Here is a 25,424-nt window from a genome sequence, read left to right as displayed (position 1 = left end):
AAATGCATTTTGGCACTGATTTTGCTCTATATTAAAAAAAACTTATGGATTTTTCTCTTATTACAGGCGGTGCAATCATCAGTGGTATAATAGGTTTTTGGGGGCAAATAAAATCTTTTATTTGGTCTTTAATTTCAATTGTTATTCAGAAAGCTGACATTACGACAGAAGAGGCACATAACGCTATTATTGCTTATCTCTCAAGTGAATATAAGTATTTAGGTGTATATAACAAAGTATTTGGGGCAAATAATGAAACATTTAAGACTGGGAAATATGGATTAGTCCCATATGAATTGTTTGGGCAGAAGAGTATAATCTTTTTCAACAAATCATCCAAATTAAGATACCCTTTTCTACTTAGTGTAAATAAAGAGCAACAAAAAAACAACACGGAAGGAGAACGATATTCAGAAGAAAATAGCCAGAGCAAGGTCTTTTCTTCTATCTTGTATCTTAGGGGTACTTTAGATGTCAGTCAAATTATGAAATTGGCAATAGATAAAAGAAATAAGATCTCATGGAAAATAGATAATGATGAAGAACATACAAATAGATTTGAAATATTTTATCTCCCAGATAAAAACACTGATAATCAATCTTATTTTTCAAAACAAAAAGATGGTTTAGTTTGGTATAAACAAAGCCAATATAAATTGTTGGGTATTTCGAAAGATTCATTAGGAAGAGAGAAGGTCACGAATGGGCATGCTTTGGATAATCTGTTTTTTCCTGATAATGTTAGAAACTTAATCAAATCTATAGAACTATGGGTTAAAAGCGAGAACTGGTATAAAAGCAAGAATATACCATGGAAAAGAGGATGGCTTCTATATGGCCCCCCTGGCACAGGAAAGACAGCACTGGTTCGCGCCTTTGCCGAAGATCTAGATCTACCAATTTATGTTTTTTCTTTGTCACAGATGTCTAATGCCGATTTAATTCAATGTTGGAAAAATCTTCAACTAAATATCCCATGTATTGCGCTAATTGAAGACATAGATAATGTCTTTGATAAAAGGACAAATATATGTCAGAAAGGAATGAGTTTTTCGTTTTTACAGAATCAGGAGACTGCAGAAAATGATATAAAATCTGAGAAGAAATACACTCCTCTTACATTTGATTGCTTTATTAATTGTCTAGATGGAATTGATAGATCTAGTGGTGTGTTCACGATAATCACCACAAATGACATAAATAAAATAGATAACGCTCTAGGGAAAGACTCTAATAACGGAGAATTTGTATCTACGCGACCCGGGCGAATAGATAAAGTTATAAAATTGACGTACATGGAATCAGAAAATAAGATAAAAATGGCTAACAAATTATTAGCGGAATTCCCTGATAAATTAAAAGAAGTCAAAATGCATATTAAAGAAGAAAAAGAAGAGACTCCTGCACAATTTCAAGAATACTGTGCACAAATTGCGATAGAAGAACACTGGAGAAGAGAAGATAAAAATGATTGTAATGGAATGTAAAGATGTCACTTATAGTATAAATAAACGAGATCACTATGACAGCTAATAACATTTGATGACAAATAATTTTCATACTTTATAACGAGCCTACTTATATGTACAATACAAATCAAATGCTCAATTGCATAAATATCATTTCAAAGATTTCAATTTCAAGATTTTTCCGTTTTGGAACTTCCCTAAAGGGTAAGCAAAAAAGAGTTTCCCCAATGTAAATACTTGATTGATTTTTTCTTATATTGTTAAAAAAACAACTATATTAGGATCATTTTATAAAGTTGGGTTTTTAACAATCTTATTATGTTTCAGGAATAAAGTTGCTTGACTCTATAGAGATAGAACTTCAAGTCATTGACTCCTCTAAATTCAGTTCTGAAGGTTTTCAGTTTACAATTGAAAGATTCTGCACTTGCATTGGTTTGCTTGTCATTGAAGAAGTTGAGAATACGCTCATAATGCAGCATGAAGGTTTTGATGACGGTGTCAAACTGAGGGTAATGCCATATTTGCACACGGTTGAACCACAGGGCGAGTTTAGGTCTGGCCACGTTCTTGTCATTATACGTGGAGTAAATGTATCCCAGTTGTAACGCGAGGTAATAGAACTCCTTTATGTCCGGCAGCTGCTCAAACAGTACCTCAGCCCTGGCCATCTGTGAGTCTGTCCATTTATCGGGCTTCCTGACGAGAAGATAACGGCATCATACGAGAAGCTGCTTCATGGTATCTTCGTTCCTGAGTACCTGTGTTTTAAATTCAATGCCTTTTTCCTTGCAGATGCCCCTCATCCTGTTTTCCTCGTCCATTGCCTGCCATCTGTACTGGATGCGAAGTTCCTGCAGTGCGTCATACATGAGTTTCTGAACATGGAAACGGTCTATAATATGCTCGCCATTCGGGAAGCACCTCGAGACGATATTATACATGGAATTGGACATATCCATGGTGACGGATTCCACCTCATGGCGGACCCGGACCGGAAGGCGTTGAAGTTTCCGTATGACATAAGTACATCTTTATAATCTAAGGGGTGTACTTTTTTCATAGGGGCAAAGATAATGATTTTTTCTTATATCGTTAAAAACCCAACAATATTATTTGAGCCCTATATTATTTGAGCCCTTTTAATATAATGTTGTTCGCGAGGAAAGAAAAGAAAAAAGGAGTAACGAATAAACTCGTAACTCCTTAGATTTATAAGTAGCGGGGGTGGGAAAGCACCCTACTTATTAGGTAAAAAACAAAAAGAAACAAAAAGCCAATAAATGCAACTAGATCATGGTATATTAGGACTTTAAGAGGAATTGTAAAAATGATAGCATTTTCATATATCAACATATTATTGCCTATTTTTTGCTAATACCTACAACTTTTCTACAACTTCAATATTTCATAAAATATCCTTTATCCATTGGTTAACTATCAATATTAGATATCGTAATTTAGGTTGATTTTGATCAAAAATATCAAGTTGTAGGCAATTAGGGTAATAAAAATGCAAAAAATGTGATGGGAAATTACCCTAATATGAAATAAAAAAGCTATATTTGCAGAAAATAAAGCAAATTAGATATGGCAGCAATTAAATTTAACGCTAAAGATTGGAACGCTACAACAGACAACCCAAAGTTAGGGGTTAGAATATTGAAAGACGGGAGGGCGAGTTTGTGCCTGTTTTATTCATTTAGCTGGAATAAAGAAAAGGGTGCAGAGGAAAGAAAGATGGAAACGCTAAAACTTTACCTTAATCAAAACCCCAGAACACCTATTGAGAGGCAACAAAACAAAGAAACATTAGCGCTTGCAATGAAGATTAAAGATGAACGAGGGCAAATGTTATTACAGGACAAAGAGGGCTACAGAGTTAAGCAGAAAGGCATAAATCTATTTGATTACTTTGCTAATTTCATTAAAAATTCAAATGTTGAGGATAAACATGTTTTAGAGGGAGCATTAAGGAACTTTAAAGAGTTCATAAAAGAGGAATATCCCCAGTTTGCTAACAGAATAGAGGCAAAGAATTTAAATAAAGAAATGATGCAGCGTTTTGCCCACTATATTGAGGACATACATAAGGGAGAGGGTATCAGAACGTATTGGCAGCGTTTCAAACGACTTATAAATTATGCAGTAGATCATAAAGTTATTAGAGTTAGCCCCTGTTTGGGAATTAAGGTGATGGCAACCAATGATATTTTGGCAAAGGATATTTTAAGTGGTGAAGAAATTAAGCAGTTGTTTGCTACTCACTATGATAAGGAAAGCAAAACAATAAGGAGGGCTTTCGCCCTTACCTGTTTTACAGGTATTAGGCATTGTGACCTAAAGCACTTTACTTATGGAAATATAGATTACAGTAACAAGCTGATGACATTCAGACAAAGCAAGGTACAACACGACAGTAAGGTTAGCGGTGTTGTTATACCTTTGAATGACACATTGTTATCTATCATTGGGAAAAGACCAAAGGGAGCAAAGGATGATGATTTGGTATTCAAAATGCCTTCACTTGAATGTAGTGAAAAGGCGTTAAGGCATTGGGTGGCAAGAGCAGGCATTGAAAAGCATATAACTTGGCATTGTGGCAGGCATAGTTTTGCCACAAATCTTTTGAACAACGGGGCAAACATTAAGGTTGTTTCTGAATTGCTTGGACATAGTAGCCTTAAGTTTACCCAGAAGTACTTGAGGGCTTTAGACGATCAGAAAAAGGCAGCGATTAACAGTCTGCCAGCTATCGATATTAAAAACATATAGCCAAAGAAATAATGATGAAGTTGGATAAAGTAAAAAAATAATTAAACGAAAATATTTTTTGTTTTTTTGTAAGTAATTTCTTTATAAGCGAGTATAATTTTAAAAAATAAAGAAAGATGATTATGAAAGAAGAAAAGATTATTTCAGATGAAAAGCTGTACGCATTGAGTGAACAGGTAGCAGAGCGTATTGCTATCAACACAAAAGAAATACTAACATCAGATGAGGCAGCCACATACTTAGGTATTTCGAAATCCTGTCTATACAAACTTACTTGGAGTAAGAACATACCATACTATAAGCCAAACGGTAAACTTTGCTTCTTCAAGCGAGTTGAGTTAAACAATTGGATAGAGCAAAACAGATGTACAACTGCATCGGAACTGGCAGATGAGGCACAGGAATTTTGCCAGAAAGGAGGCAGGCTATGATGCTAACTGATTTTTACAGATTTAAGAAAGAACCAGAAACCATCACCAAACAGAGAATAGATTGTACACTCTCAACAAGAAGCTATAAACCTTTTGAAGCAATGAGATTCGCAAAAACTTATAGACGAACTGCTAAACAAGACGAATACAATATAAGCGACTTGTTTTATTACTTTGTTGATATGGGAAGAGCTATCATTAAGATAACTAGCTACTTGATTTACAAATAGTTAGTTATTTTAAATTTAAAAATAAGTCAAGAACAACTCTCAATAAATTTTAAGGAGTACTCACAGTGCTTTCAAGTCGCTTTCTTTATAGTAAACCTTACCACCGACCTTCGTCGCTTTCAAGATTCCTTCCCTGCACCACCGCCACAGCGTTTGCTTGCTGACACTATGTTTTTCCGCAAACTCATCTGCAGTATACATTTTATTATCTACTTTTTCCTGCGCTCTGATTGTCTCAATAAGTTCAAGTGCAAATTCTTTAAGATCCGCGGATGAGATAATGTACAGCGAATCTTGATTAATCATTTTTTTAATATCCATATCTTTAACTCTAAAAATTATACCGAACATGGCTATATTTGTCAGCTCGTTTTAACATTTTCAACATATACCTGTCGTGATTGTAACCACATTTCCACATTGGTTGATAATATCGGCGAATCGGTACCATGTGCATGAATTGTAAACAGTAAATTTTCGGAACCTTATAAGTAGTTGGTGGAAAGATCAAAAGACCACTTTTCTCTCCTTATATTCCACCGGAAACAAAAAAAAGGAATGAAACTCAAATCTCATTCCCCTTTCTACAATTCTCCGGTTGAATAATCAATCATCAGTGCACGCATTAACTTTTTGGAAGGTCCTTTCAATACCGGCTGTCTCCTTCGTATATTCTGAAAGAGACTATCCCTTGATTTCCCCATGATTGATCATATCCTCACGGGTCTTCACATAACTGTATTTCAGGCCCTCTCCCGGATACGCGTGATCCTCATCTCTGGGAAGTCTCCGCCTCTGCCCCGGATCAGTTTGGTTTTCATCAGGAAATAACTGAAATCATCGCTTCGCTGCCTAATTTCAAACGAGTAATAAGGCTTATCTTTCAAGTACAGGTTGTTGTAGATGGTACAAATGTTATCATCAGCCTTAATGCACCAGTTCTGGAAGGGTATCCCGGCTACCTTCCTAATATTTCTGACAAACGTCATTTCTCCCTCCTTCAGCAGTTCCACATAGCCGCGTTTTATTAAATACCATTGCTGACGTTTTGTATTGGTATGAGCAAAGAAAAAACAAGAACAGAAGGTATTTCAACCCTATTTCTCACAATACGGCCCTATTTTTCCTTCTATTCTTTGTATTGTCTGAAAAAATGACTATTTTTGTCTATCTGTGAGGGAAAAGGGCTTGACGGTCAAGAAAGTCATAACTTATGACCAACAAAATAAACACTTTAAATCTATCTATGTCCGACGAAGTTGACATCAGAGAAAATAATATTTTCAAATTGTATCCTGGGATACTTGAAATGCTCCTGAAGGAGCATACCACTCAGAAAAACATCTTCTGGGCAACCGATAGTTATGCCTCTTTGGGGAAAGGCTACCAATATAACGATCCAATTGCCATTGCATCCATTACCGGAAAAAATGGCATGCTGCTGCGCCCGCGAGCCGTCAAATACTACGAGTCTAAGAATCAAGACCTTCCCCCTATTGTCTCCGAATGGGTGAAAATTGTCTCGAACCAAAATGAATTCTCTGATATTCGCAATGCCTATATCAACGCAAAAGAAGAGGAATGAATGAATAAATAATTTATAAGCCTATGATCATCTATTTCAGTCCCGAATATTCAGGATTCTGCTATATGAATCTTCTGAAAGGAAAAAATAAAGTCTCCTATAATACCACTATTGTAAACATCACGGGACTTTTAAATTTATTGGAACTCCATGCTGGTTTTCACTGGGAATCTGAATCCGGCAGTACACGTGTTATTTTGTATTATCAGGCCATGCGTAAATATATGCAGTCACATCCTAATAATATTTTAAGTAAATCATTTAATAATGATGGATTGAACACAGCTGCGGAATGTCTCTCATGGCGGGATAAGCTAGCTCTTGCCGGATGGAATACTGACACTACAAGTTCTAAAGGAAGAATCGAAGTTTTACAAGGCATTGAGTCCTATTTTAATACTCATGGTGACGCAGAAAGAATCTTTCGGATGATCCATTCAATTAAAGATAATTGCTTGCTTCCTCCTGACATGACTATTGTAATTCCTTGTCAGGAAAACTTGCTGATGCCTATCATCCAACAACTATTGAATGCATTAAAAGAACGTGGTGTCAAAATTGAATTGCTACGCCATGCGGATCAAGCAGATAATGATCTTTCTATGGTAAGAGCATTACTCCAAGGAGAGAAAATCAAAAATAACAACCTTAAAGGTGATGGCAGTTTCAAAATATTCAAATTCAGAACTAAGCAAGATGCACTTCAAAGGATGTCCCTCAGAGATATGGACCAATACAATCTTTGGATCAATATGAATAATAAAGCTTTTGACAATATGCTCCATTTACAAGGTCAACCTCTTTGTGGTTCAATAATTAATAACTCATTTCCTCAGCTTTCACAATTATATATTATTGGACTTGGACTATTTCAAAAACCGCTAAATCTTAATAATCTGTTAGATTGGCTTCAAGTTCCCATGAGTCCAATTCCTGTAAACATCCGTAGATGTCTGGCAGAAACGATTGTTCAGTCTGGAGGTTATTTCAATGATGAATGCAAAAGACTTAGAGAGGAAATCATAAAAAAAGAACCTAATATTGAAAATATTCTGGATAAGTATCTTCCCTCCATGGAAACTCCTGTAAATGTTTTAGGACATAACGAAAAAGTAAATATTAAAGAACTCTATGACTTCACTGATCATCTTTGCAATTGGGTCAGGCAACATATTACTATCCTGCAAAATAGAAGTATGAATACAGAAGCTGAACAACTAAGTCTTGTTGATAAACAAACAGATGCCATTAAATTGCTTCTGAAAGAATATCAAAAAGATAATAGCGAAATTGACTATGATAAAGTTCATGGATGGATGGGTAGCCTCTATGAGCCAACTTCTTTCGTTCAGTATGAGCCTCAAACGGGATGCAGGAATATGATTGATAATCCGGGTAAGATTATCAGTCAAAGTCATAAAACGATATGGTACGGATTCAATGGAAATGACCCACAACCTTCTACTTATGGATTCTTGTCTCCAAGAGAAAAGGAAGAAATGAACCAACTCTATTTCTGGGATGAAAACAAGGAGAGGAAGTACAGGCAAGCCATAAAACTGATGCCTTTTGAGATGACCACAGAAGAATTGGTACTTGTTGTATGTAAAAATGATGGAATGCAAAAATTACCAAAAGATCCTGTCATGATTCAGTTGGAAAGCACTTTCAAAAAAAAGCTTAATAATCCAACAATTACAACAACACCGCCCATTCCTAAAGATTTGATTTGGAATGATATAACAGTTAATAACCAACTGAAAGACAAGTCTACCATTAAAATACGAAATGGTAAGGAACTCAAATGGCCTGAACGAGAAAGTGCGACTTCTCTAGAAAACTTGATACAAAATCCACTGGATTATACACTTGAAAATCTTATTCATATTGAAGGGACCAGTGTGGCTAATATGCAGGATGTATATCGAACTGAAGGGAATGTGGCACATGCTGTCATCGCAAAACTCTTCAATAAGCATGAGGACATAGCAACTAGCGGTACCTACCCTTATATTAAGGATAACATAAATCTTCATTTCAACGACGTATTCAATGATCAACTAGTGGCCTGCGGTGCACTGTTGCTACAAAGTGAAAACCGTGTAAAAGCTAAAATATTAAAAGAAGAACTTCATAGATGTGTCCAACACCTACTTGAAATCATCCGCCTGAACCGATTACACATCGTAGCCTGTGAAAAAGAGATTGAAAATGACCAGATGGGATTTTTACAAGGAATTAATATAAGAGGATTCTTAGATATGCTTCTTGCTGATGATTATGACGGTCTATATATCTTTGATTTTAAGTGGACCACATCAGACAGATATACTAAGATGTTACAGGAAAATCGTTCACTGCAATTGGCTATCTATGAAGAATTGACAAAGAAAGAAATTGGCAATAATGTAGTTGCCGTAGGATACTTTCTCATGCCACGTGGTATATTATTTTCAACACATCCGTTTAAGACTTGCGAATATTTTGAACAACAAGAAATAAAAGAAAATACGGAAACTACCGTGATTAACGAAATCAGAAACTCATACATTTATCGCAGAACACAAATCGTCAATGGTAACATAGAAATGGGTGAAGGCCAGCCGGCAGAAACTCTGCCATATTGTATAGACCAGCAAGAAAAACATCTTTTTCCATTGTCAACTGATTCTGAAGATAATAAATATGGTAACCTTTTCAGTAATTATGGGCTCTTTAAACAATAAAATGGAATGAAAAACATCAATTATATCAGCGCTGGAGCTGGTTCTGGAAAAACCTATACTCTGACGCATCGGCTTGCTGATTATATCATTGCAGGTAATGTAAAACCAGAACAAGTCATTCTGACAACTTTTACAGAAAAAGCTGCGGAAGAATTTCGGGAAAAAGCCAAAGCTGCCCTTAATGAAAAAGGAAGATACGAAGATGCTGACCGTCTTGACCTTGCAAATATAGGTACAGTTCATAGTATTGCCAATAAAATGATCAACAAGTATTGGTATATACTGGGACTTAGTCCTAAAATGAATGTCATGGATGAAAATGATGTAAACTTTTTTATTAGCCAATCTCTTGCTGATCTTCCTAATGATACAGAAATCAAGTTTTTAAACAATTTCTGTAGGACATATAACATAGTCAAGAAGAAGGACTATGGATATGGAACAACCCTTGATTACAACTATTGGGAGAAATATCTCCAGCAAATTGTTGAAAAAGCCATTATCTTCAACATTCCTGATTTTCAGGAAAGTCAGAATTACTCAACACGCCAAGTCCAGGAACTGTACAAGGATAATGACATCATCAATGATCATGTTGAATTCATATCTATTATATTTAAACTTGCAAAAAAATGGAAAGAAAGATATAAAATTTATAAACGAGACCAACATACGCTTGACTTCAATGATATGGAACAATATTTTCTAAAATTGCTCAATGATCAGGAAGTCAGCAAAGATATAAATAGTTCTTACAAATATCTTTTCGTTGATGAATTTCAGGATTCCTCTCCCGTACAAGTCAAGATTTTTGACCGACTTTCTGATTTAATGGAAAAGAGTTATTTTGTCGGTGATTCGAAACAGGCCATTTATGGTTTCCGGGGTACGGATGCCGCCCTGACACAGGCGGTAACAGATAAAATAAAGGAAGAAAAAGAAGGGTGTAAGATGGAAGAGCCACTGGATACTTGCTGGCGTTCGCAACCTGACATCATCAGAACTTTAAACAAGGTATTCATTAAAGTTTTTAATGCCCATACCGAAGAAGAAATAACTCACATCAAATTAAAACCTTGTGAAGAGAAACTTAATAAAGAAAATAAAGACTGTCTGACTTATTTGGAGTGCGGACACCAAGGCAGCAAAAAAGCTGATAATATTTCACACCTTGCAATGGACATAGCCTATCTTGTTGCAAACGGTGAAAAACCTGAGGACATAGCTGTTTTAGCACGTAGCAACAATGAACTGGACGAACTGGCTGCAGAACTGAAGGCTTATCAATTACCTGTATATAGAGATTCTGAAATTATCAACGAAAGTAAAGAAAAGGGGTTACTTTTTTCAATGTTGCGCCTGCTAGTTAACCGTAATGACTTATTGGCCAAAGCCCAAATCGAATATATCACACAACCAGAAGCAAATATCGGAAATATCATAGACAGAAAAATTGACTATGATAATAAGGATAAATGCCAAGGAGAAAGCCATTTTTTGGAAGGTAACTCCATAGTCAAAACACTTCTAAAACGTTATGATGAACTCCATAGTTTATCTGTTGCAGCACTGGTTGAAACATTAGTTATAGAATTTGATCTAAAAAATATATCAAGAAGATGGGACCGTACTTGCGCTGGATTTAACATCTTTGATACATTGATCAGCCTGGCATCAAGGTATGAAGACCATTGCCAACAGATGGCCCTTCCTTCTACCATTGATGGTTACATGAATTATATAGGCCAGAGTTCTTCCTCTCTTCCTGAAGATGCAAATGGGATCCAATTATATACCTATCATGGATCAAAAGGTCTGGAGTGGAAAAATGTCATTGTAATGTCCTTACAGAATGACCCAATTGATCAAAAGGATATGATTAAAAAGGAATTTTATGGCATATCCGCATTTCACGAAAAGAAACCAGATCTTTCAAATTTATACCCTCCTATGATAATCAGTGTGCTTCCGTGGATATTTGGTAATGACAAGAGCATTAAGGATGGAACAATAAAAACTGCCGTGCTAAAATTCAAGAGATACAATTCAACCGTTGAAGATATTAAAGACGAAAGCAAAAGGTTACTTTATGTCGCTCTAACAAGAGCTCAAGATCATCTCTATCTGGCCGCTTTCAAATACAGAAGTATAAAAGATCCTCTATGTCGTTTCTCCAAAGTCGGCATTACCGTAAATACTGAATCTGAAAACGCTGAACAAATCGATTGTTTAAATACGGGTATACCTTTCAAAATCATAGAAAACAACATTAATGATTTTGAACAACAACATCCATCAGAACTCACTTATCAGGGATTTCAGACCTATAGAAATTCGGTTCGGTTGGCAGCTCCATTATGTGAGAATGATTGTCGCGATCAAACTCCGAGTACCATTGAAGCTCAAACTGGACAGATAGAAATCATGCCTGAGAGAATTCAACAAATCAAACATCACATTAAAGAAGAAGACGTAGCCCAAGCCGGCAGTTGCATTCATCAGATATTCTGCTCCCTTGATAGACAAAGCAAAAATACACAAGATTTTGTTTCTCAGGTCATTTCAGAATGGGGATTAAATACTGAATTATCGGACATAAAAAGTATTATTGCCTCTTGGGATTCACTTTCTGAATGGATAGAAACACATTACGGTAATGCATGCAATGTATACCATGAATTGCCATTTAAATATTTGGATGATCAAAATCATATCATCACGGGAGACATGGATTTGGTTTGGGAAACGAACAATGGTGTTGTACTCGCAGATTATAAGACTTTCCCTGGGCAAGACAAATATATAACAAATCCTCAAAATGAACACTATGCAGGTAACTATAAAGGACAATTCGATTGTTATACGTATGCATTAAAAGCTCATGGAGAAAGAGTACTGGATCGGTATGTTTTCTATCCTGTCAATGGAATGATTATCAAAATCCTATAGCTTCTTTAATCAATTAAAAAACTTTTATAATATGAATGAGTCCCCTTTAAAAAGTCTTTTTTGGCAAAGAATTACCTGCCATATCTAAAATAATATATAAACAATCATGTTTTATCGATTTTTTGTAGATATATAGAGAGTAAAAGAAGAAAACAGTATATTAAGGACACTTTTTAAAGTGGACTCATGAATATTTTTTTAACTTAAAAAATAAAATGAATATGGATCATAAGATTACTTGCTATTCTGATTACAAGAATAAGATTTACAACTTGTTTGCTGATTTTGTTGAGAAATATAATAACCTGCCGACTATTTCCCCAAAGGAATCCATGTAGGTACTCAAAAAAGGTTACTGTATAGCCAAAGATGTAACGATGGACCACATTGATGTCTTAATAACTGGCATGAATTCATCTGATAATGGAGAAAAAGTCAATGGCAGAATAGAATATCCAACCTTAAAGGAATCAATGGCTCACCCTTTTGGACCATTCTGGTATGCTATCAAAAGATACTATACTATACCGAAGATTATAAATTCGAACATGTAGACTTATTTGCCCTAAGGGAAACTCACTAACAATTTTTGACAACAATGGACAATCACAAAAAAGTACTAGACTTCTTTGTACGACAACTATTTCTTACACAGAATCTCATTGAAAGCATACATCCCAAACTGATTATCGTCCTTAATAAGGATGCCTTTGATATTGGGGAAAACTTATCAATTACACTTGGATGGAATATACTTTTAAATCTTTATGGAAAAATTGCACACTAAGGGACTTCCATATCGTCCGGTATTAATAGTATGCTATATAAAAAGATTCAAGCCTATTTACATATTTATCCATAACGAATGAAAACAAATAATCCACTTATTTGCAAACTCTTAGAATTTAAAGCTTCTAATGATATCGATCAATTAACAGTAGAATTCAGAGAAATTGCAGAATACATTCTCTTAAGAGGGCATTTATCCGTAGATTTTGGTATCGGAAAAGGATATGATATTTACTTGAGAGATGTAGAATTCTTTTTTCATGATGAAAAAGATCTTAGTTCGAATGGTAAAAGACCTATCAAGGACTATGTCGTCTACCATCGAAATAATCACAAAAATTTTAATCCCAGCAAGAAAGAAAAACGCATCTGTAAATATTTACCAGTCGGGAGTTTTTATGGTCATTTTTCCGGTATAGACTTAACTTTTGAAAACGAACAGAAGCAGTATAGAGCCTCTATTCTTATAAGAAACTTTACCGTTATAGATAAGGAGTATCGTAAAGAACCAATTTATGAGAACCGACCAACATACCTTTATGAATATTTCATTCCAAATTTAGAAAGGTGTATTTCGTGGGTAGAGGATGATGATATTCAAGATGCTTCCAATAAAATCAAGTCTCTGCCAAGAAAGAATGTTTTCTTATATTTATCTGACGATAAATTCAATCCTACAAAAAGCAAACAGCCTGATAAAAGGATGTGGCAGTTTAAAAGGAATATTATATATCGTAAGAATATAGATCTTAAGATATGATCACATGATGCTGTATTCGTACCATTCTGCACAGTATCGATACGCCTCAGAACCGTCCGGCACAACTTTTCAATACTCGGGCGTTTGTCCAGCACTTCGTCCATTTCCTTCTGCTGATAATCCCCATCAACACTACGCTTCTTCAGTGAATTGATTTTCCATTGCTCCTCACTGTCAGGTCGGATAGAGTAATAATCATAAAGGCTCAAGTGCCCCTTGACTTGACAATAAAATGGTTCATGCTCCACGAAGTCAACAGCAGTTCAAACAAGTCTGTAAACCCTTTACCGTTGAGCCGGCATGGAGTTGCCGTTACTCCTAATTTCTTTACCTCAGGAAACGCATCCATTATGGACGAGTAAGTACTGGCCAAAGCAGGTGAGCCAAGATCCATACCCGCCCCTGGTTCCGAGTAATATATTCAGATACAACGGCAGCCAACAGGTATGTCTTACCCGTACCTATCGGCATTTGTATCATGACAGACTGATGAGACCGGAAAGCCTCCTTAATCCGCCCCTTCATGTCCTGCTGATAATCATAAAGATGAAAGAACTTCATGGAAGACACATTATAACTTTAAGAAATACTGAAGGTAATGCCAAGATATATTTCCGTCCCTTCAGTAGGCTTCATCATTCTTCCCTGAAATCACGTTCCAGATTGTCAGCCAGATAATCTTCAGGTCCAGGAGAAACGACCAGTTCTCGATATACCAGATATCCTTCTTCACACGTCTTTCCATCTGCCACAGTTCATGTGTCTCTCCACGACATCCCGTCACCTGCGCCCAGCCGGTGATCCCCGGTTTTACGAAATGGCGCACCATATATTTGGAAATAAGTTGGGAGTACACTTCCGTATGCTTGAGCATGTGCGGTCGGGGCCCTACGATTGACATCGTACCCATAAGAACATTCCAGAACTGCGGCAGTTCATCGATATTCGTATGCCGCATAAAATTACCGAACTTCGTCTTTCTCGGATCATCCTTTGTCGCCTGAACGCTGTCCGCCTCATCATTCACCTTCATACTGCGAAACTTATAGCACCAGAATTCCTTGCCGTCCAGACCGGTCCGCTTCTGCTTGAAAAACACCGGACCCGGCATTGTCAATTTGATAATCGCACCTACGATCAGATAGATCCACGGAAAGAAGAACACCAGGAATATCACCGACACCACTATATCAAACACACGCTTAAAAAGTTTATTACCCGGACGGTTCAGCGGGATCTCACTGATATACAGCACCGGTACATCACCATAGAGTGCCATGTTCATCTTCCGCTTCAGATAATTACGCACGTTCGGCACACTGTAGAACAGTGCCACATGGCGCGTACAGCATTCCATTAACTGCCGGATCTCATCCGCCCTCTCCGAGGACAGGCTGCAGTACACGGCAGAGATACTGCCGTGATAATTATCCATCCATGAATTCACCTCTGATACTCTTCCGAGGTAAGGAATCCCCTCCAGAAAGTCAACTTTCGGAGCATCGGCAAAATAACCCTTCAGGCGATAGCCGTATGACGCGTCATCCCGCATCGCCGCGTACAGGTCCTCAAGGCTGGGGCCCTGGCCTACAAACAGCACCTCATGCCACAGTCCTTTCCGCTTACGGTAGTCTAACAGCAACCTGCGGCCCAGCAGATGGCCTGTACAAAGCAGCATGAAAAACAAGGCGTAATATACCAGCCAGTACCGCCACTTCAGAAGGACTACACAGTGCAGGAAGAACAAAAAGCACAGAGACATGATCAGGAAGAAGGTCCAGATCCTGATCACTCTGCCGATCACGAACAGCCTTGTAGACTGGCGCAAATGGAAAACCGGCGGAAAGAAATGAATGCTGATCAGATAAGCAAAATCAATTGCCAGCCAGAAACTCTTGATCTTCGTAAGCGGAGAACCGACGGCCTCCGCAAAGATCCACGTATAAACGTTCAGGAGCAGCAGGTCCGACACGAGCACCAGTCCTTTCAGCAGACTGCCGTTACGGTTGCTCAATTCATACACTTGTGATGACATCAATTATATAAATCAAAAAATACTTGTGTTTTGTTGATGATATATTACCTTTGCAACGATGAAAAAGTTCTTCAGAATTCTTATCTCCTATCTTTTATGTACCAACACCACTGATACACACTTTCCCCAAAGCCGTTGCTCCAAGTTCTTAAACGAATCTTTTTCGCTATATTTACTTTTCTCGCCAAGCCGATAAGATCGTTAATGCCTCTATATCCTTGACTTTTTGAGTCCTTTTCATCTTTACAAGAACCAGGAATACGATTCGCATGTAAAAGTCATGTCAATTCCCTGCACAGCCGTCATCCTATACACCACCTCGCAGCCATTCTTTTTCATGATAAACAGCAAGCGCGGACGTTCACCTGCAAGACTGTCACCAGGCAGGATACGGTACCATGTATTGACATACTCGCAGTTGAACCGTGAGCAGATATATGACCTGATTACTTTCCCTTCCCGCCAATCATTGATGAGGCGAAGAAACCACGAGTATCGTTTAAATTAGATATGTATCTCCTTATCATTCTCCATGATTTCCTTCAATATATCATAGTATTTACCATTGGATTCCTTAATCTCATGTTGTTCATGGGATGGGTAGAATAAAATGTCGTGAACAGACTTAGCATCAAAGTAATAATGCGGATGGATATATCCGACTTTGAAACCCTTCAATGCCACTTCATACGCAAGCATGCTCCGCTGTTTCTGTGACATACCCTTTATTTTCTGCCAGATTTCTTCGTATGTCATTTATCCCAAATTTTGTCGTTTATCTTTCCTCACTGATTTCGTTAATCTCCAAATGTCTTCCGAAAAACAGTACGTATCCAATTGATGTCCATGCCCTATCAGCAAGATACTCCCAAGTGTCCCTGATTTTAAGTTCCGAATAAAACTGATAAGATTTTAATCTATGGTCAATTGGCTAGGTATCATTTTCATGAAGTCAAGGCATCCTTCATTGAGCTTCCTGAAAAAAAGCCTGAAAGAACTTCAATGCCTGTATGCCCATCATATGGTAGATCTCAATTTTCGTCATCATGATGGTCTTAATCCAACTCATCCTTCGTCACGCTCTGTTTCCGGATGGCATACTTCTCTTTCCTGGCCATCTTGTTCAGGCCTTTTTGCTTTTTGAGCTCTGCCAGCAGATCATCATACTGACCGCCCATCTGTTCCAAATGGAAATGCAGCCCGGTAAACTGGTACATCAGCCTGATCTGGTTTTCAGAACTTGCCGTATTGATCTGCGTAAGCTCGTCAAAACGTCTGTTCAGACACTCCTCCCTCGACCGAACTTCCTCGTTCTGCCTGTCCAATTTGGCATTTTGCTAATCGAGTCTTACATGCAACTGCTTGTTCTCATTCTGGGATGCCAACAGCATCTTGATGATCGTTATCTTGTCCATATTAAGATTCTGAAGTTCATCGACAGGAATATGAAGGTTTCCTGACTCCCAAGCCGTTCCATACTTGACTCCTTGTTTTCATGACTCACCACTTCCGGACCATTTACAACCAGAACCGAAACGATGCCCTTGTGGTATTACGATACATTTGTCGAATGTTCTGTAGTTGGCTACGTTGTTCATACAAAATGTCTGGATCGACCTATTCTTACCCTCCGTCTTATAGAAGAAGAGCAGTTTTTCAAAATCTGTTGTACTCACCATAATATTTTATATGTGGGCACAAAAGTAACATCTATTAAGTGTTTACGCAAGATGCCTATTTTGAACGCTTACTTCCTGTTATCGTGTAAACACTGAAGAATTGAGGTATCCTTTAGCAATTCTTTAAGGGTAATAAAAGGATTTTAGCAGGCCATCTCTCAGAATAATAGTTGTATTAGTACTCAAAGACGTCAAATTCGTTTAATCCCATAGTTGGCTGCAACGACTGCAATATAGTGTTATTCAACATTAAATGCAGTGGAAATCCGCTCGTATACCTGGAATCCAGCCAAGTATTATTCCAAATCTGGACATCTGGTTGTCCCTCAACTATCCGACAAAGTTTTTCTGTATACATCAATACTTTAATATTGATTTTAGTCGTAATTCGCTGTAGCCATAACTGTAAAACACCTTGGTCGGGAAGTTCTGACAATCGCTTATACATTCTATTTAACAAGTCAGCCTGTTCCTTGCTTGTATGAAGATTACTGATAAATGAACTCAAAATTGCTGTACCTACTTGAAAAGATCTTGGATTATCCATAATAATATCTACAAGTATAGCTGTAAGTACGATGATGTTCTCCATATTCTGATTTGCAGCATACCAAGCGTAGAACTTTGTTAATAACTTCTGAACGGTCGGAGAATTGGGATATTTCTTTGAAAACTGGAGAATGTAGAACAACTGTCCCTCTGCAGAATTTATTGCCGAGACCACACTTTTATCTTGATTTTTATATAATGGAAGAACTGACTGGTAATACAGTTTGTCTTGCTTTATAGAATCGAAAATGATGGATTCGGAAAACTTTGTCTTAGAACTGTTAATTTGGAAATTCAATCCACTCAGGACTTCTTGTAGAGTTAGTGCTATCTTTTCAAGTTCAATCTTATTATTGCTAAATATCCTGTAGTCGTCACGATACCTCAAGACTTTGTATTCATTAATCCCCTTGTTGGCTAACTTATCGGCAAGGAGCTTGTCAGCATAACCTAAGACAAGTTCAGCTACAAAATCGCTCACCATATTACCTTGCGGTATTCCATTGCTTTGGTTGAACTGCATATGCTGCATAAAATCGTCAATTTGATTTCCAAGAAGATTGTGGTCACCTATGTGCTGCTTCGCAACCTGTTTACCGTGCATAGCCCATGCTATAGAATGCGTATAGATTGATCCGTAGCAACTGGTTATATCGGTTATGAACATATATTTGTAATCCAAAGAGTATTCAATTGACTGTTGCTCAAAGTCTGTATACCAATTATTGATAGCTGTTGCAACTTCATTGGCATGTGCTTTGGGAATACAAGGCATACTGACGACATCTATATGGCTGTCATAAAACTGAGAGAATCGCGTTATTATCTGACTCCAATTACTTTTTTTTGTCAACAAACATACAAAAAAATAATAATAGTATGGATTGATTATCTGAAATGGACGAAATGCATAACGCCCATCTTTATTAACAAGAAATTTGTAATTTACATCATCAAAATTAGAAGGCCATATCTTCTTTTTTGATTTACTGATATTAGTTGCAAGACAAGAATCCATACTTTTTCCGCCTACAGTGGATTTTACGAAATCTAATATCGGTTTGAAATCAAAATATTTTGGTAAAGAAAGATTACAGTAATTCTTAGGCTTTATAAGTAATTTACGAGCCTCTTTATTATTAAGGTCTAAAATTGTACGATTATTCATTGTATTCATATCTTTTTCATAAAAGGTGAGTTCAAAAGTAAACCACAACTTAAGCGTACCTCTTTATAACAGAGGCCGTTTCAAGCGTTGTAGTTTAAAAAATCGGGTTATACTTTAAAAGTAAGCATACAGTAGTCTACATGTAGCTTCCCAAAAACACAGCAGCTATAGCATTATCATAATGTTGTAGCTGCTGTTGTATTTATAGCATATGAAGTATTATTGATGCTGTAACTTCCACTCATGTGGTAGCAATTTCACGAGTTCTTCATGGGCATCATCTTTGTGATATGGCATCTTTGATATGATATCATTGAGATACTCTCTTGGATTGACTGTGTGATTTTTGCATGTAGCCAGGAGAGAACAGATCACAGTCATATTTTCAGCAGCCTTATGGCAACCACAGAAGAGGTAGTTCTTTCTTCCCAGCGTTATAGGACGGATTTCATTCTCTGCGAGGTTGTTGTCAGGTAGGAGTCGTCCGTCATCAAGGTAATGCATCATATTATCCCAACGTGTGTATGCATAGGTAATGGCTTTGCCTGTGAGCGAGCCCTGACTGTACTCTACGCCCGCCGTCTCCATCCATGTTTTCATAGCATTCATAATTGGGAGAGATAATTCCCGGCGTTTCTGCCTGCGTTCATCAGCCGTCAGGTTTGCATCATCGCACATATGTTCTGTTTTGTAGAGATGCCGTATCTCTGTAATGGCATGCCGGGCCATCTCCCGATTCTCATCAAGAGCCTGTTCAAAATGACGGCGTATATGCACCATACAGTTGAAAAGGGTCACATCGGGATTTGTCTTGAAGGCCGTTTCATAGCCTGCAAAACCATCACACTGAAGGTATCCTTTGTATTTGTATTTCTTTGCCAGTGATTCTATCACAGCTCCAGCCCTGGAGCCATTGTAATAATGGAAAATTACCAGCTTTTTCATGACAGCCCTTGCCGTCCAGAGATATTCCTTTGATGCTTTATGGGCTTCATTGTTGATGACAGGCAGGACGGTTTCATCTGCCTGTATATAATCAGCCTTGAAGACCTCAGCTTTCAGAGTATCATAAAGAGGGCTCAGCAGATTCACCGTCTGCCTGAACCAGTTATCCATTGTACTTTCCGTCAATCCGTTCATACCTAGCTGTGAGAACTGCTTGATCTGGCGGTAAAATGGCATGTGGTATTCATACTTCTGGATAAGGATCTCTGCCAGCAGACTTGCATCAGCAACACCTTTATAGATAGGAAGCAATGGCATCTTTGCTATAAGGACACCATTCTGACCGGATGGAGGCAACTGAGTATTGTTGATGAGTCCATATTTGGGACGTATGATTTCCTTGACATAAAGCTGACCAGGCTTGTGCTTGACAACGCGTGTCACTTCTTCTCCGATCTTCTTATAGACAGTCAGGTCAACTCCACCTTCCGGTTCGAGCACTTCACGCTCAAGTACGGGAAGATCATCAAGCATCTTTCTGTTGTTGCGCTTCTTGGATGTAGCAGCAGGCTTCTCTTCGGGAAGTTGTTCCACTGCCCCGTCACGTTTTTCTTCAGCTTCTTTATTGCTTGATGCAAACTGGTCAGCAAACAAATCGGGATAGTTGGGATCGTAAATTGGAAGTTTCTCCGACTTGCGGCCAAAGAGCTATTACCATGCCGCCATCCTCGGCATGCAGCAGTTTCATCAGTTTACGGCTTCTGCCTATAAAGATAAAGACATCGCCATTCCTGACATTGCTGTTCATCTTCTCATGTACAACTCCACATAGGGAACTGATACCTTTACGCATGTCCGTACATCCTGGACATAGATAGTAGCGCATCGTATCATTAAGGCAGAACATCAGGTGAAATACTTTCTTTCAATAATTTCAGAAGCACATCTTCTGTACCCGTACCAAAGTGAGCCCGCACACCATTGGGGAATACCAAAGTCGCTCCACATGGCATCTGACCATTGAATACCGGAGCTGGTTCTTCTTTTCCGGATTTAATACTGATGGGTGCCAGTTCATTATGACTGTTTGCGGTCTTGAACTTGGTACGCCAGTAATTATAGTTTGAATACTTCAAGTTGATCTGATGTAGATACAACTTCAATGTTTTACCACTTTGTGCAAACTGCAACTGTAGTTCTTCAAATTCTTGTTTTGTCATACACTTTATAACTAATAATGTTTCTGCTGCAAAAATACAACAGAAACATTTTTGTTACAACGTGTAGTTTATTGGATGCTTACAAAAAGTCTCCTGAAATCTTGGAGGAGTTAAAGACTTCTATACTAAATTGACGATAGCGCTGTATCAGTTCACAGGAATGGTACCGATACAGCACTATCGTCATTTGATTTCAAGATGCGGATAAAACAGATATGAACACAACAATAAATATCATAAAGGGTTAGGAAGTAACCTATTGGGAAAGGTTACGAAATTAACACTAAGTTTTTTTATACTTATCAGTTTCCCCATGCTTCTTGGAAAATTTTTCGATTATATATTTGTTGTATCCGTTCTTATCAACAAGATGGAAGTTGCAGATATTTCCAATCTTCTGTCGCTCATCCCAATTTACGTAGTTATGATATACATAGTTGATAACTCTCGCACGTACTATTTCTTTAGCAACAGGATTGTTCCTGAATTCGTCCATTATTCTTTTAAGATCTACTATTCTCAACTTGTTATAATAACTATTTATGGTAAAGCTGACAATCTTTGCCGCAGGTGTACCCATGTTATGAGACACATCATTAAAAAGATCAGACATACCTGGTGCACCCACAGAGGCAGAAATGTTTGAAAAGTTATCAAGACAAAATCTGTATAACATAGACTGTAATACCTTAGTAACACGGTTTTCTATTTTGGTTGCGTCCTCTTTAGTTATATTCTTGTTTTTCTTCTTGATGTAATCGACAATTTCGACTTTGCTCTTACCAATCATTTCAGATAGAAATGCTATTGTGCGGAATGACACGTTATAGGATTCCTCTACAAGTCTTAGCAAAGTATCCCGCTTGAAAGTGTACCTTTGATTCTTGATTATCTGCCCAAGTATCCGAACTATTTTTATGGATGATGATACATCACGTAAATCTTTATTCTTATCTATTTCCGCTTCTGTTATTATCGGAGCCTTTCTCTGCTCTCTATTTTTAGAGTCTTTATGCTTTAATTCCTTAACTCTCTCCTCATGAGGGTTAACGTCATTACAAATGACATCCATTTTAATCTCTTCTGCAATACTCTTTACTTGAGTAAAAAGTTTATCATCGGTATTAAGGGTTATCGGATTAAAGTTTTCAAAAGGTAGCCAGCTGTAGAAAATCAACTCTTGGATGACATCAGGAATGATGTTCTGATTTACAAGGAATATGAGGATATTGGCCTCTTTTTCTTTGTGCATGTTATCGCACAAGTCCTTAATGATTTTCTTTTGAATTGTCTCATCTCTCAATTGTGATATATTTGCGGCTATAAGATAGTAAAATATATACTTATAAGTGAATTTATAGTCCCCTTCACTGTCCTTTATGATGTAACTATCCTGTAATACTTCCAGCAGCTTGTCCTCTGTATAACTTGCCCTATAAGATTTGATATAGGACAAATAAAAGTTGTGATAGTTCTCTTTTGAAAAGGAGTTCTTAGATTTTTCATATAAACTAAAAGCAAGTTTCAAAAGGAATTGAATTATACCTTCAACTTTGTTCTGGTTTACTCCCTCCTTAACCAACGCAGCGATTATTAACGAATAATAGCAATATCCATAAGCTGTCTGTGTTAGGTTGAATGACTTCAAGCTGTTGCTTAAACTTTGTAACAATGAAAGTATAAACACTGGGTATGAGGGCATATATTGCTCTCCAAGCAAACTTGAAATTTGATCAAAAGTAAGTTTGACCTTCTGTTCAAGTTCAGCCCGTTTGACAGTATTTCTGTCCTTGCCAATATAAATCCATTTTTCAATAAGCTGGTTTCTTTTTTCATAGCCAAAGCTTTTTAGATGATAGTATTTAACATCGTCATTACCTGTTCCTGTCAGAAAAGGTTCATTTACGAATGACGTAGAAATGGTTATGATTACCTTTGAAAACAATTTTCTTAACTCCTCCAACATACTGTGAACGCCATTTCTATTCAAATTGCTCTCATTCAAATCTTCAATGAAAAGAACTTTCTGCTCTATGTCTAATTGACAATACGCATTGTATGTAAATTCTTTATTCTCGTACTGTCTTTTATAAGCCCTATATAGTAATTGATTAATATTCAGGTTCTTTATGTCTGCACCTCTTATCAACAGAGGAAATGTACCTTTCTGAATAAAGGACATAAAAGTCATCCGGATGAGAGATGACTTTCCTGACTGGCTGTCGCCTTCAATAAATATATTTCTTCCATCTTCCTTATCAGTTGACAAAATGGAAGCGTCTGTATATTGGATGACCTTACTGTCTAGGGCAGCAAACGATTCCAAATCAGGATAAACATACACATCGGATAATCTCAGATTCTCTTTGGCTGAATGCTTTAAAGGTATTTCTATACTGTCAAGACTATCAGAGAACTCTTTGCGCAAACCTATTCCGCAGATCTTTTCTATAGTCCGTATTTCTTTCTCGTCGGAACAAGAGTAAATGCTATTTTTTATATCTAGCCTGAATTCGATGTTTGTTAATTTGTTGTTTTCGGTATTAAATTTTAGAATATTGAATTCTGACTTTCCATCTTCTTGAAATGCTGGACTTTCCAAATATGTTATCTGAGAGGAACTATTGATGTTCGATACCTCTATATGTTGTGGACTATGCTCATGACCACACATCACTATATCTGATTCTTTCAACAGATGAGCTTCAAAATTTTTTTTATTGTTTTTGGGAGTATTTGCAGAAAGCCATGATGGATTGTGATGGAATATTGAGATAACAAGGTTTCTATGATTAGTTTCCGTGTTCAAATAACAGTTAGTCGGTACGATTAGAGTTCCTTGCGTCTCTTTCAATTGCGAAAGGAGACTCGTATTGTAACAATGCAACTCAATATCAAAATTAGGATTTACAGTTAAGGGGAAAGATTCTTTATAAGATATTTTAGGATCTTTCTTATTTTCAACAAGTCTAGAATAAAATTTCCAAAATTCTTTTTGCGGACATAAACAGCACTTAATAAGCTCATCTTCTTTCAGTTCGTCTTCAGTGCAGACGCTACTGATTACAATATTCCTTACTTCGTTGCCTGTAGAAAAATCACAGTCATGGTTGCCGGGTACTATCACATAATCAAAACTATTAATCCATATAGCTTCTTTTCTAATAACTTGTTCCGCATCTTTGAAAAAGGTATATGCTATGTCGTATTCTCCTTTCTTTCCACTAAAGGCTATGTCTCCACTTATTACGACAATTATTTTCATACAATCTTTGACATAGGTTAAACATGCCTTCTGAAAGGCTTGCTTATAATCTATTACTAGATTCTTACCTCCTTTGAAATGTATGTCTGATAGTTGTATTATACCTATTTTCATAGTTTTTATTATGTTTTTTATTGAGTAAGAGTCCAATTTATGTCGATACCCTATAAACAGGGAATTGGAAACGTACTCTATTGTTACGGATCAATTCAGTTTGAAGAGATTTTCATGAATAGAGTTGGTTTGGTATAATTTTCATGAAGTCACGGCATTCATCACTGAACGATTTCGTTTAGCCATGTCAACATATTCCTGCCCTCCATCCATCTTATAGAGGAAGAGTAGCCTTTTTTCAAAATCTGTTGTATTCACCATAATTTTTGGATTTAATAATGTGAGCACAAAAGTAATACATTCTTAAGAATTCACGCAAGTTGCCTATTTGGGACGTTTACGTTTGAAATTTTGCAATTGGGATATATTGTTTAAAATCTAATCTGAGAACTTATTCTCTATAATAAAAATAGTCATATATAACAAGTAGACTATTATAAGGAGTTCCTTTATATCCATCCTTATTTGTTAACAATTCTTCTTTGAGATTTTCCAACTGAATCTTTTTATAAATTAATCCATATTGAATACATCCAATTCTATTGGAAACAGCTATATTGTCGTCATCAATTATATCCTTGATGGAAGAATGATCATTGTAAAATTTGGGGGCACCAGCATAGTTCCGTGTTAGTTTACCCAAAGATTAAGGAAACTCTATACATGAAGAAGGGAAGATCAGAGACTCCATGTAGTTGCGCTCTGAATCTCTTGAGTTTGGAGTTGAGTGATTCA

19 protein-coding genes and 1 pseudogene are annotated in these 25,424 nt (G+C 37.0%); 7 read left to right on the top strand and 13 right to left on the bottom strand.

From position 1 onward, the window contains the following. Positions 1-44 precede the first annotated feature (44 nt). A complete protein-coding gene (locus ACYRYG_RS11265) occupies positions 45-1,487 on the top strand; it encodes an AAA family ATPase (protein WP_460198202.1) in 1,443 nt (480 codons plus the stop codon). Between the two features lie 305 nt (positions 1,488-1,792). Here ACYRYG_RS11265 and ACYRYG_RS11260 read toward each other — a convergent pair. Further along, a pseudogene (locus tag ACYRYG_RS11260) lies at positions 1,793-2,488 on the bottom strand (ISAon1 family transposase). A 571-nt stretch (positions 2,489-3,059) separates the two neighbouring features. Between ACYRYG_RS11260 and ACYRYG_RS11255 the strand changes: the two are divergent. Beyond that, positions 3,060-4,244 (top strand): tyrosine-type recombinase/integrase, encoded by a 1,185-nt coding sequence (locus tag ACYRYG_RS11255; RefSeq protein ID WP_460198201.1) that lies wholly within the window; start codon positions 3,060-3,062, stop codon positions 4,242-4,244. A gap of 122 nt (positions 4,245-4,366) precedes the next feature. Beyond that, complete coding sequence (locus ACYRYG_RS11250) at positions 4,367-4,675, top strand: helix-turn-helix domain-containing protein (protein ID WP_460198199.1); 309 nt, start codon at positions 4,367-4,369, stop codon at positions 4,673-4,675. Between the two features lie 290 nt (positions 4,676-4,965). Here the strand turns inward: ACYRYG_RS11250 and ACYRYG_RS11245 are convergent, their stop codons facing one another. Further along, positions 4,966-5,226 carry a helix-turn-helix domain-containing protein gene (locus tag ACYRYG_RS11245; RefSeq protein ID WP_460198198.1) on the bottom strand — a complete coding sequence of 87 codons (261 nt, stop codon included), beginning with the start codon at positions 5,224-5,226 and terminating at the stop codon, positions 4,966-4,968. Positions 5,227-5,648: 422 nt separating this feature from the next. After that, entirely contained in the window at positions 5,649-5,918 is a 270-nt protein-coding gene (locus tag ACYRYG_RS11240; RefSeq protein WP_460198197.1) for a hypothetical protein, read from the bottom strand. Positions 5,919-6,118: 200 nt separating this feature from the next. Here ACYRYG_RS11240 and ACYRYG_RS11235 point away from each other — a divergent pair, with 200 nt between their 5' ends. The 4 genes from ACYRYG_RS11235 (at position 6,119) to ACYRYG_RS11220 (ending at position 13,714) form a co-directional block, all read left to right on the top strand. Beyond that, complete coding sequence (locus ACYRYG_RS11235) at positions 6,119-6,490, top strand: hypothetical protein (protein ID WP_460198195.1); 372 nt, start codon at positions 6,119-6,121, stop codon at positions 6,488-6,490. A 65-nt stretch (positions 6,491-6,555) separates the two neighbouring features. Beyond that, positions 6,556-9,216, top strand: coding sequence for a hypothetical protein (locus ACYRYG_RS11230; protein WP_460198193.1), 2,661 nt, complete (start codon positions 6,556-6,558; stop codon positions 9,214-9,216). Positions 9,217-9,222: 6 nt separating this feature from the next. Then, entirely contained in the window at positions 9,223-12,165 is a 2,943-nt protein-coding gene (locus tag ACYRYG_RS11225; RefSeq protein WP_460198191.1) for a UvrD-helicase domain-containing protein, read from the top strand. Positions 12,166-13,030: 865 nt separating this feature from the next. Further along, the gene (locus tag ACYRYG_RS11220) at positions 13,031-13,714 is read left to right on the top strand and encodes a hypothetical protein (RefSeq protein WP_293433511.1); all 684 of its coding nucleotides are present in this window, start codon (positions 13,031-13,033) and stop codon (positions 13,712-13,714) included. Positions 13,715-13,919: 205 nt separating this feature from the next. On the opposite strand, the gene ACYRYG_RS11215 is transcribed toward ACYRYG_RS11220, so the two are convergent. The 10 genes from ACYRYG_RS11215 to ACYRYG_RS11170 all read right to left on the bottom strand — a co-directional run bounded on the left by ACYRYG_RS11215 (position 13,920) and on the right by ACYRYG_RS11170 (position 24,689). Beyond that, positions 13,920-14,063, bottom strand: coding sequence for a hypothetical protein (locus ACYRYG_RS11215; protein ID WP_460198190.1), 144 nt, complete (start codon positions 14,061-14,063; stop codon positions 13,920-13,922). Further along, a complete protein-coding gene (locus tag ACYRYG_RS11210; RefSeq protein ID WP_460198189.1) occupies positions 14,063-14,275 on the bottom strand; it encodes a DEAD/DEAH box helicase family protein in 213 nt (70 codons plus the stop codon). Before ACYRYG_RS11210 ends, ACYRYG_RS11215 begins: the two co-directional genes overlap by 1 nt. 61 nt (positions 14,276-14,336) lie before the next feature. Beyond that, on the bottom strand, positions 14,337-15,749 hold the full coding sequence (locus tag ACYRYG_RS11205; protein WP_460198188.1) for an undecaprenyl-phosphate glucose phosphotransferase: 1,413 nt from the start codon (positions 15,747-15,749) through the stop codon (positions 14,337-14,339). 504 nt (positions 15,750-16,253) lie between these two features. Further along, positions 16,254-16,505, bottom strand: a complete 252-nt coding sequence (locus ACYRYG_RS11200) for a hypothetical protein (RefSeq protein WP_460198186.1) — start codon at positions 16,503-16,505, stop codon at positions 16,254-16,256. 299 nt (positions 16,506-16,804) lie between these two features. Continuing rightward, a complete protein-coding gene (locus ACYRYG_RS11195; RefSeq protein WP_460198185.1) occupies positions 16,805-17,074 on the bottom strand; it encodes a hypothetical protein in 270 nt (89 codons plus the stop codon). 529 nt (positions 17,075-17,603) lie between these two features. After that, positions 17,604-19,154 (bottom strand): RNA-directed DNA polymerase, encoded by a 1,551-nt coding sequence (locus tag ACYRYG_RS11190; RefSeq protein WP_460198184.1) that lies wholly within the window; start codon positions 19,152-19,154, stop codon positions 17,604-17,606. Positions 19,155-19,364: 210 nt separating this feature from the next. Beyond that, positions 19,365-20,744 (bottom strand): IS66 family transposase, encoded by a 1,380-nt coding sequence (gene tnpC, locus ACYRYG_RS11185; RefSeq protein ID WP_460198183.1) that lies wholly within the window; start codon positions 20,742-20,744, stop codon positions 19,365-19,367. Then, the gene (gene tnpB / locus ACYRYG_RS11180) at positions 20,734-20,943 is read right to left on the bottom strand and encodes an IS66 family insertion sequence element accessory protein TnpB (RefSeq protein ID WP_460198206.1); all 210 of its coding nucleotides are present in this window, start codon (positions 20,941-20,943) and stop codon (positions 20,734-20,736) included. The genes tnpC and tnpB overlap by 11 nt, the downstream gene beginning before the upstream one ends. A gap of 40 nt (positions 20,944-20,983) precedes the next feature. Beyond that, complete coding sequence (tnpA, locus tag ACYRYG_RS11175; protein ID WP_460198182.1) at positions 20,984-21,310, bottom strand: IS66 family insertion sequence element accessory protein TnpA; 327 nt, start codon at positions 21,308-21,310, stop codon at positions 20,984-20,986. Between the two features lie 283 nt (positions 21,311-21,593). Next, positions 21,594-24,689: an STAND family AAA ATPase gene (locus ACYRYG_RS11170; protein WP_460198181.1), complete on the bottom strand. Its 3,096-nt coding sequence runs from the start codon at positions 24,687-24,689 to the stop codon at positions 21,594-21,596. Positions 24,690-25,424: the final 735 nt, after the last annotated feature.

This window comes from Segatella asaccharophila (assembly GCF_054687055.1).
The sequence above is the reverse complement of the archived record's forward strand: the minus strand, read 5'-3'. Positions and strand labels throughout refer to the sequence as shown.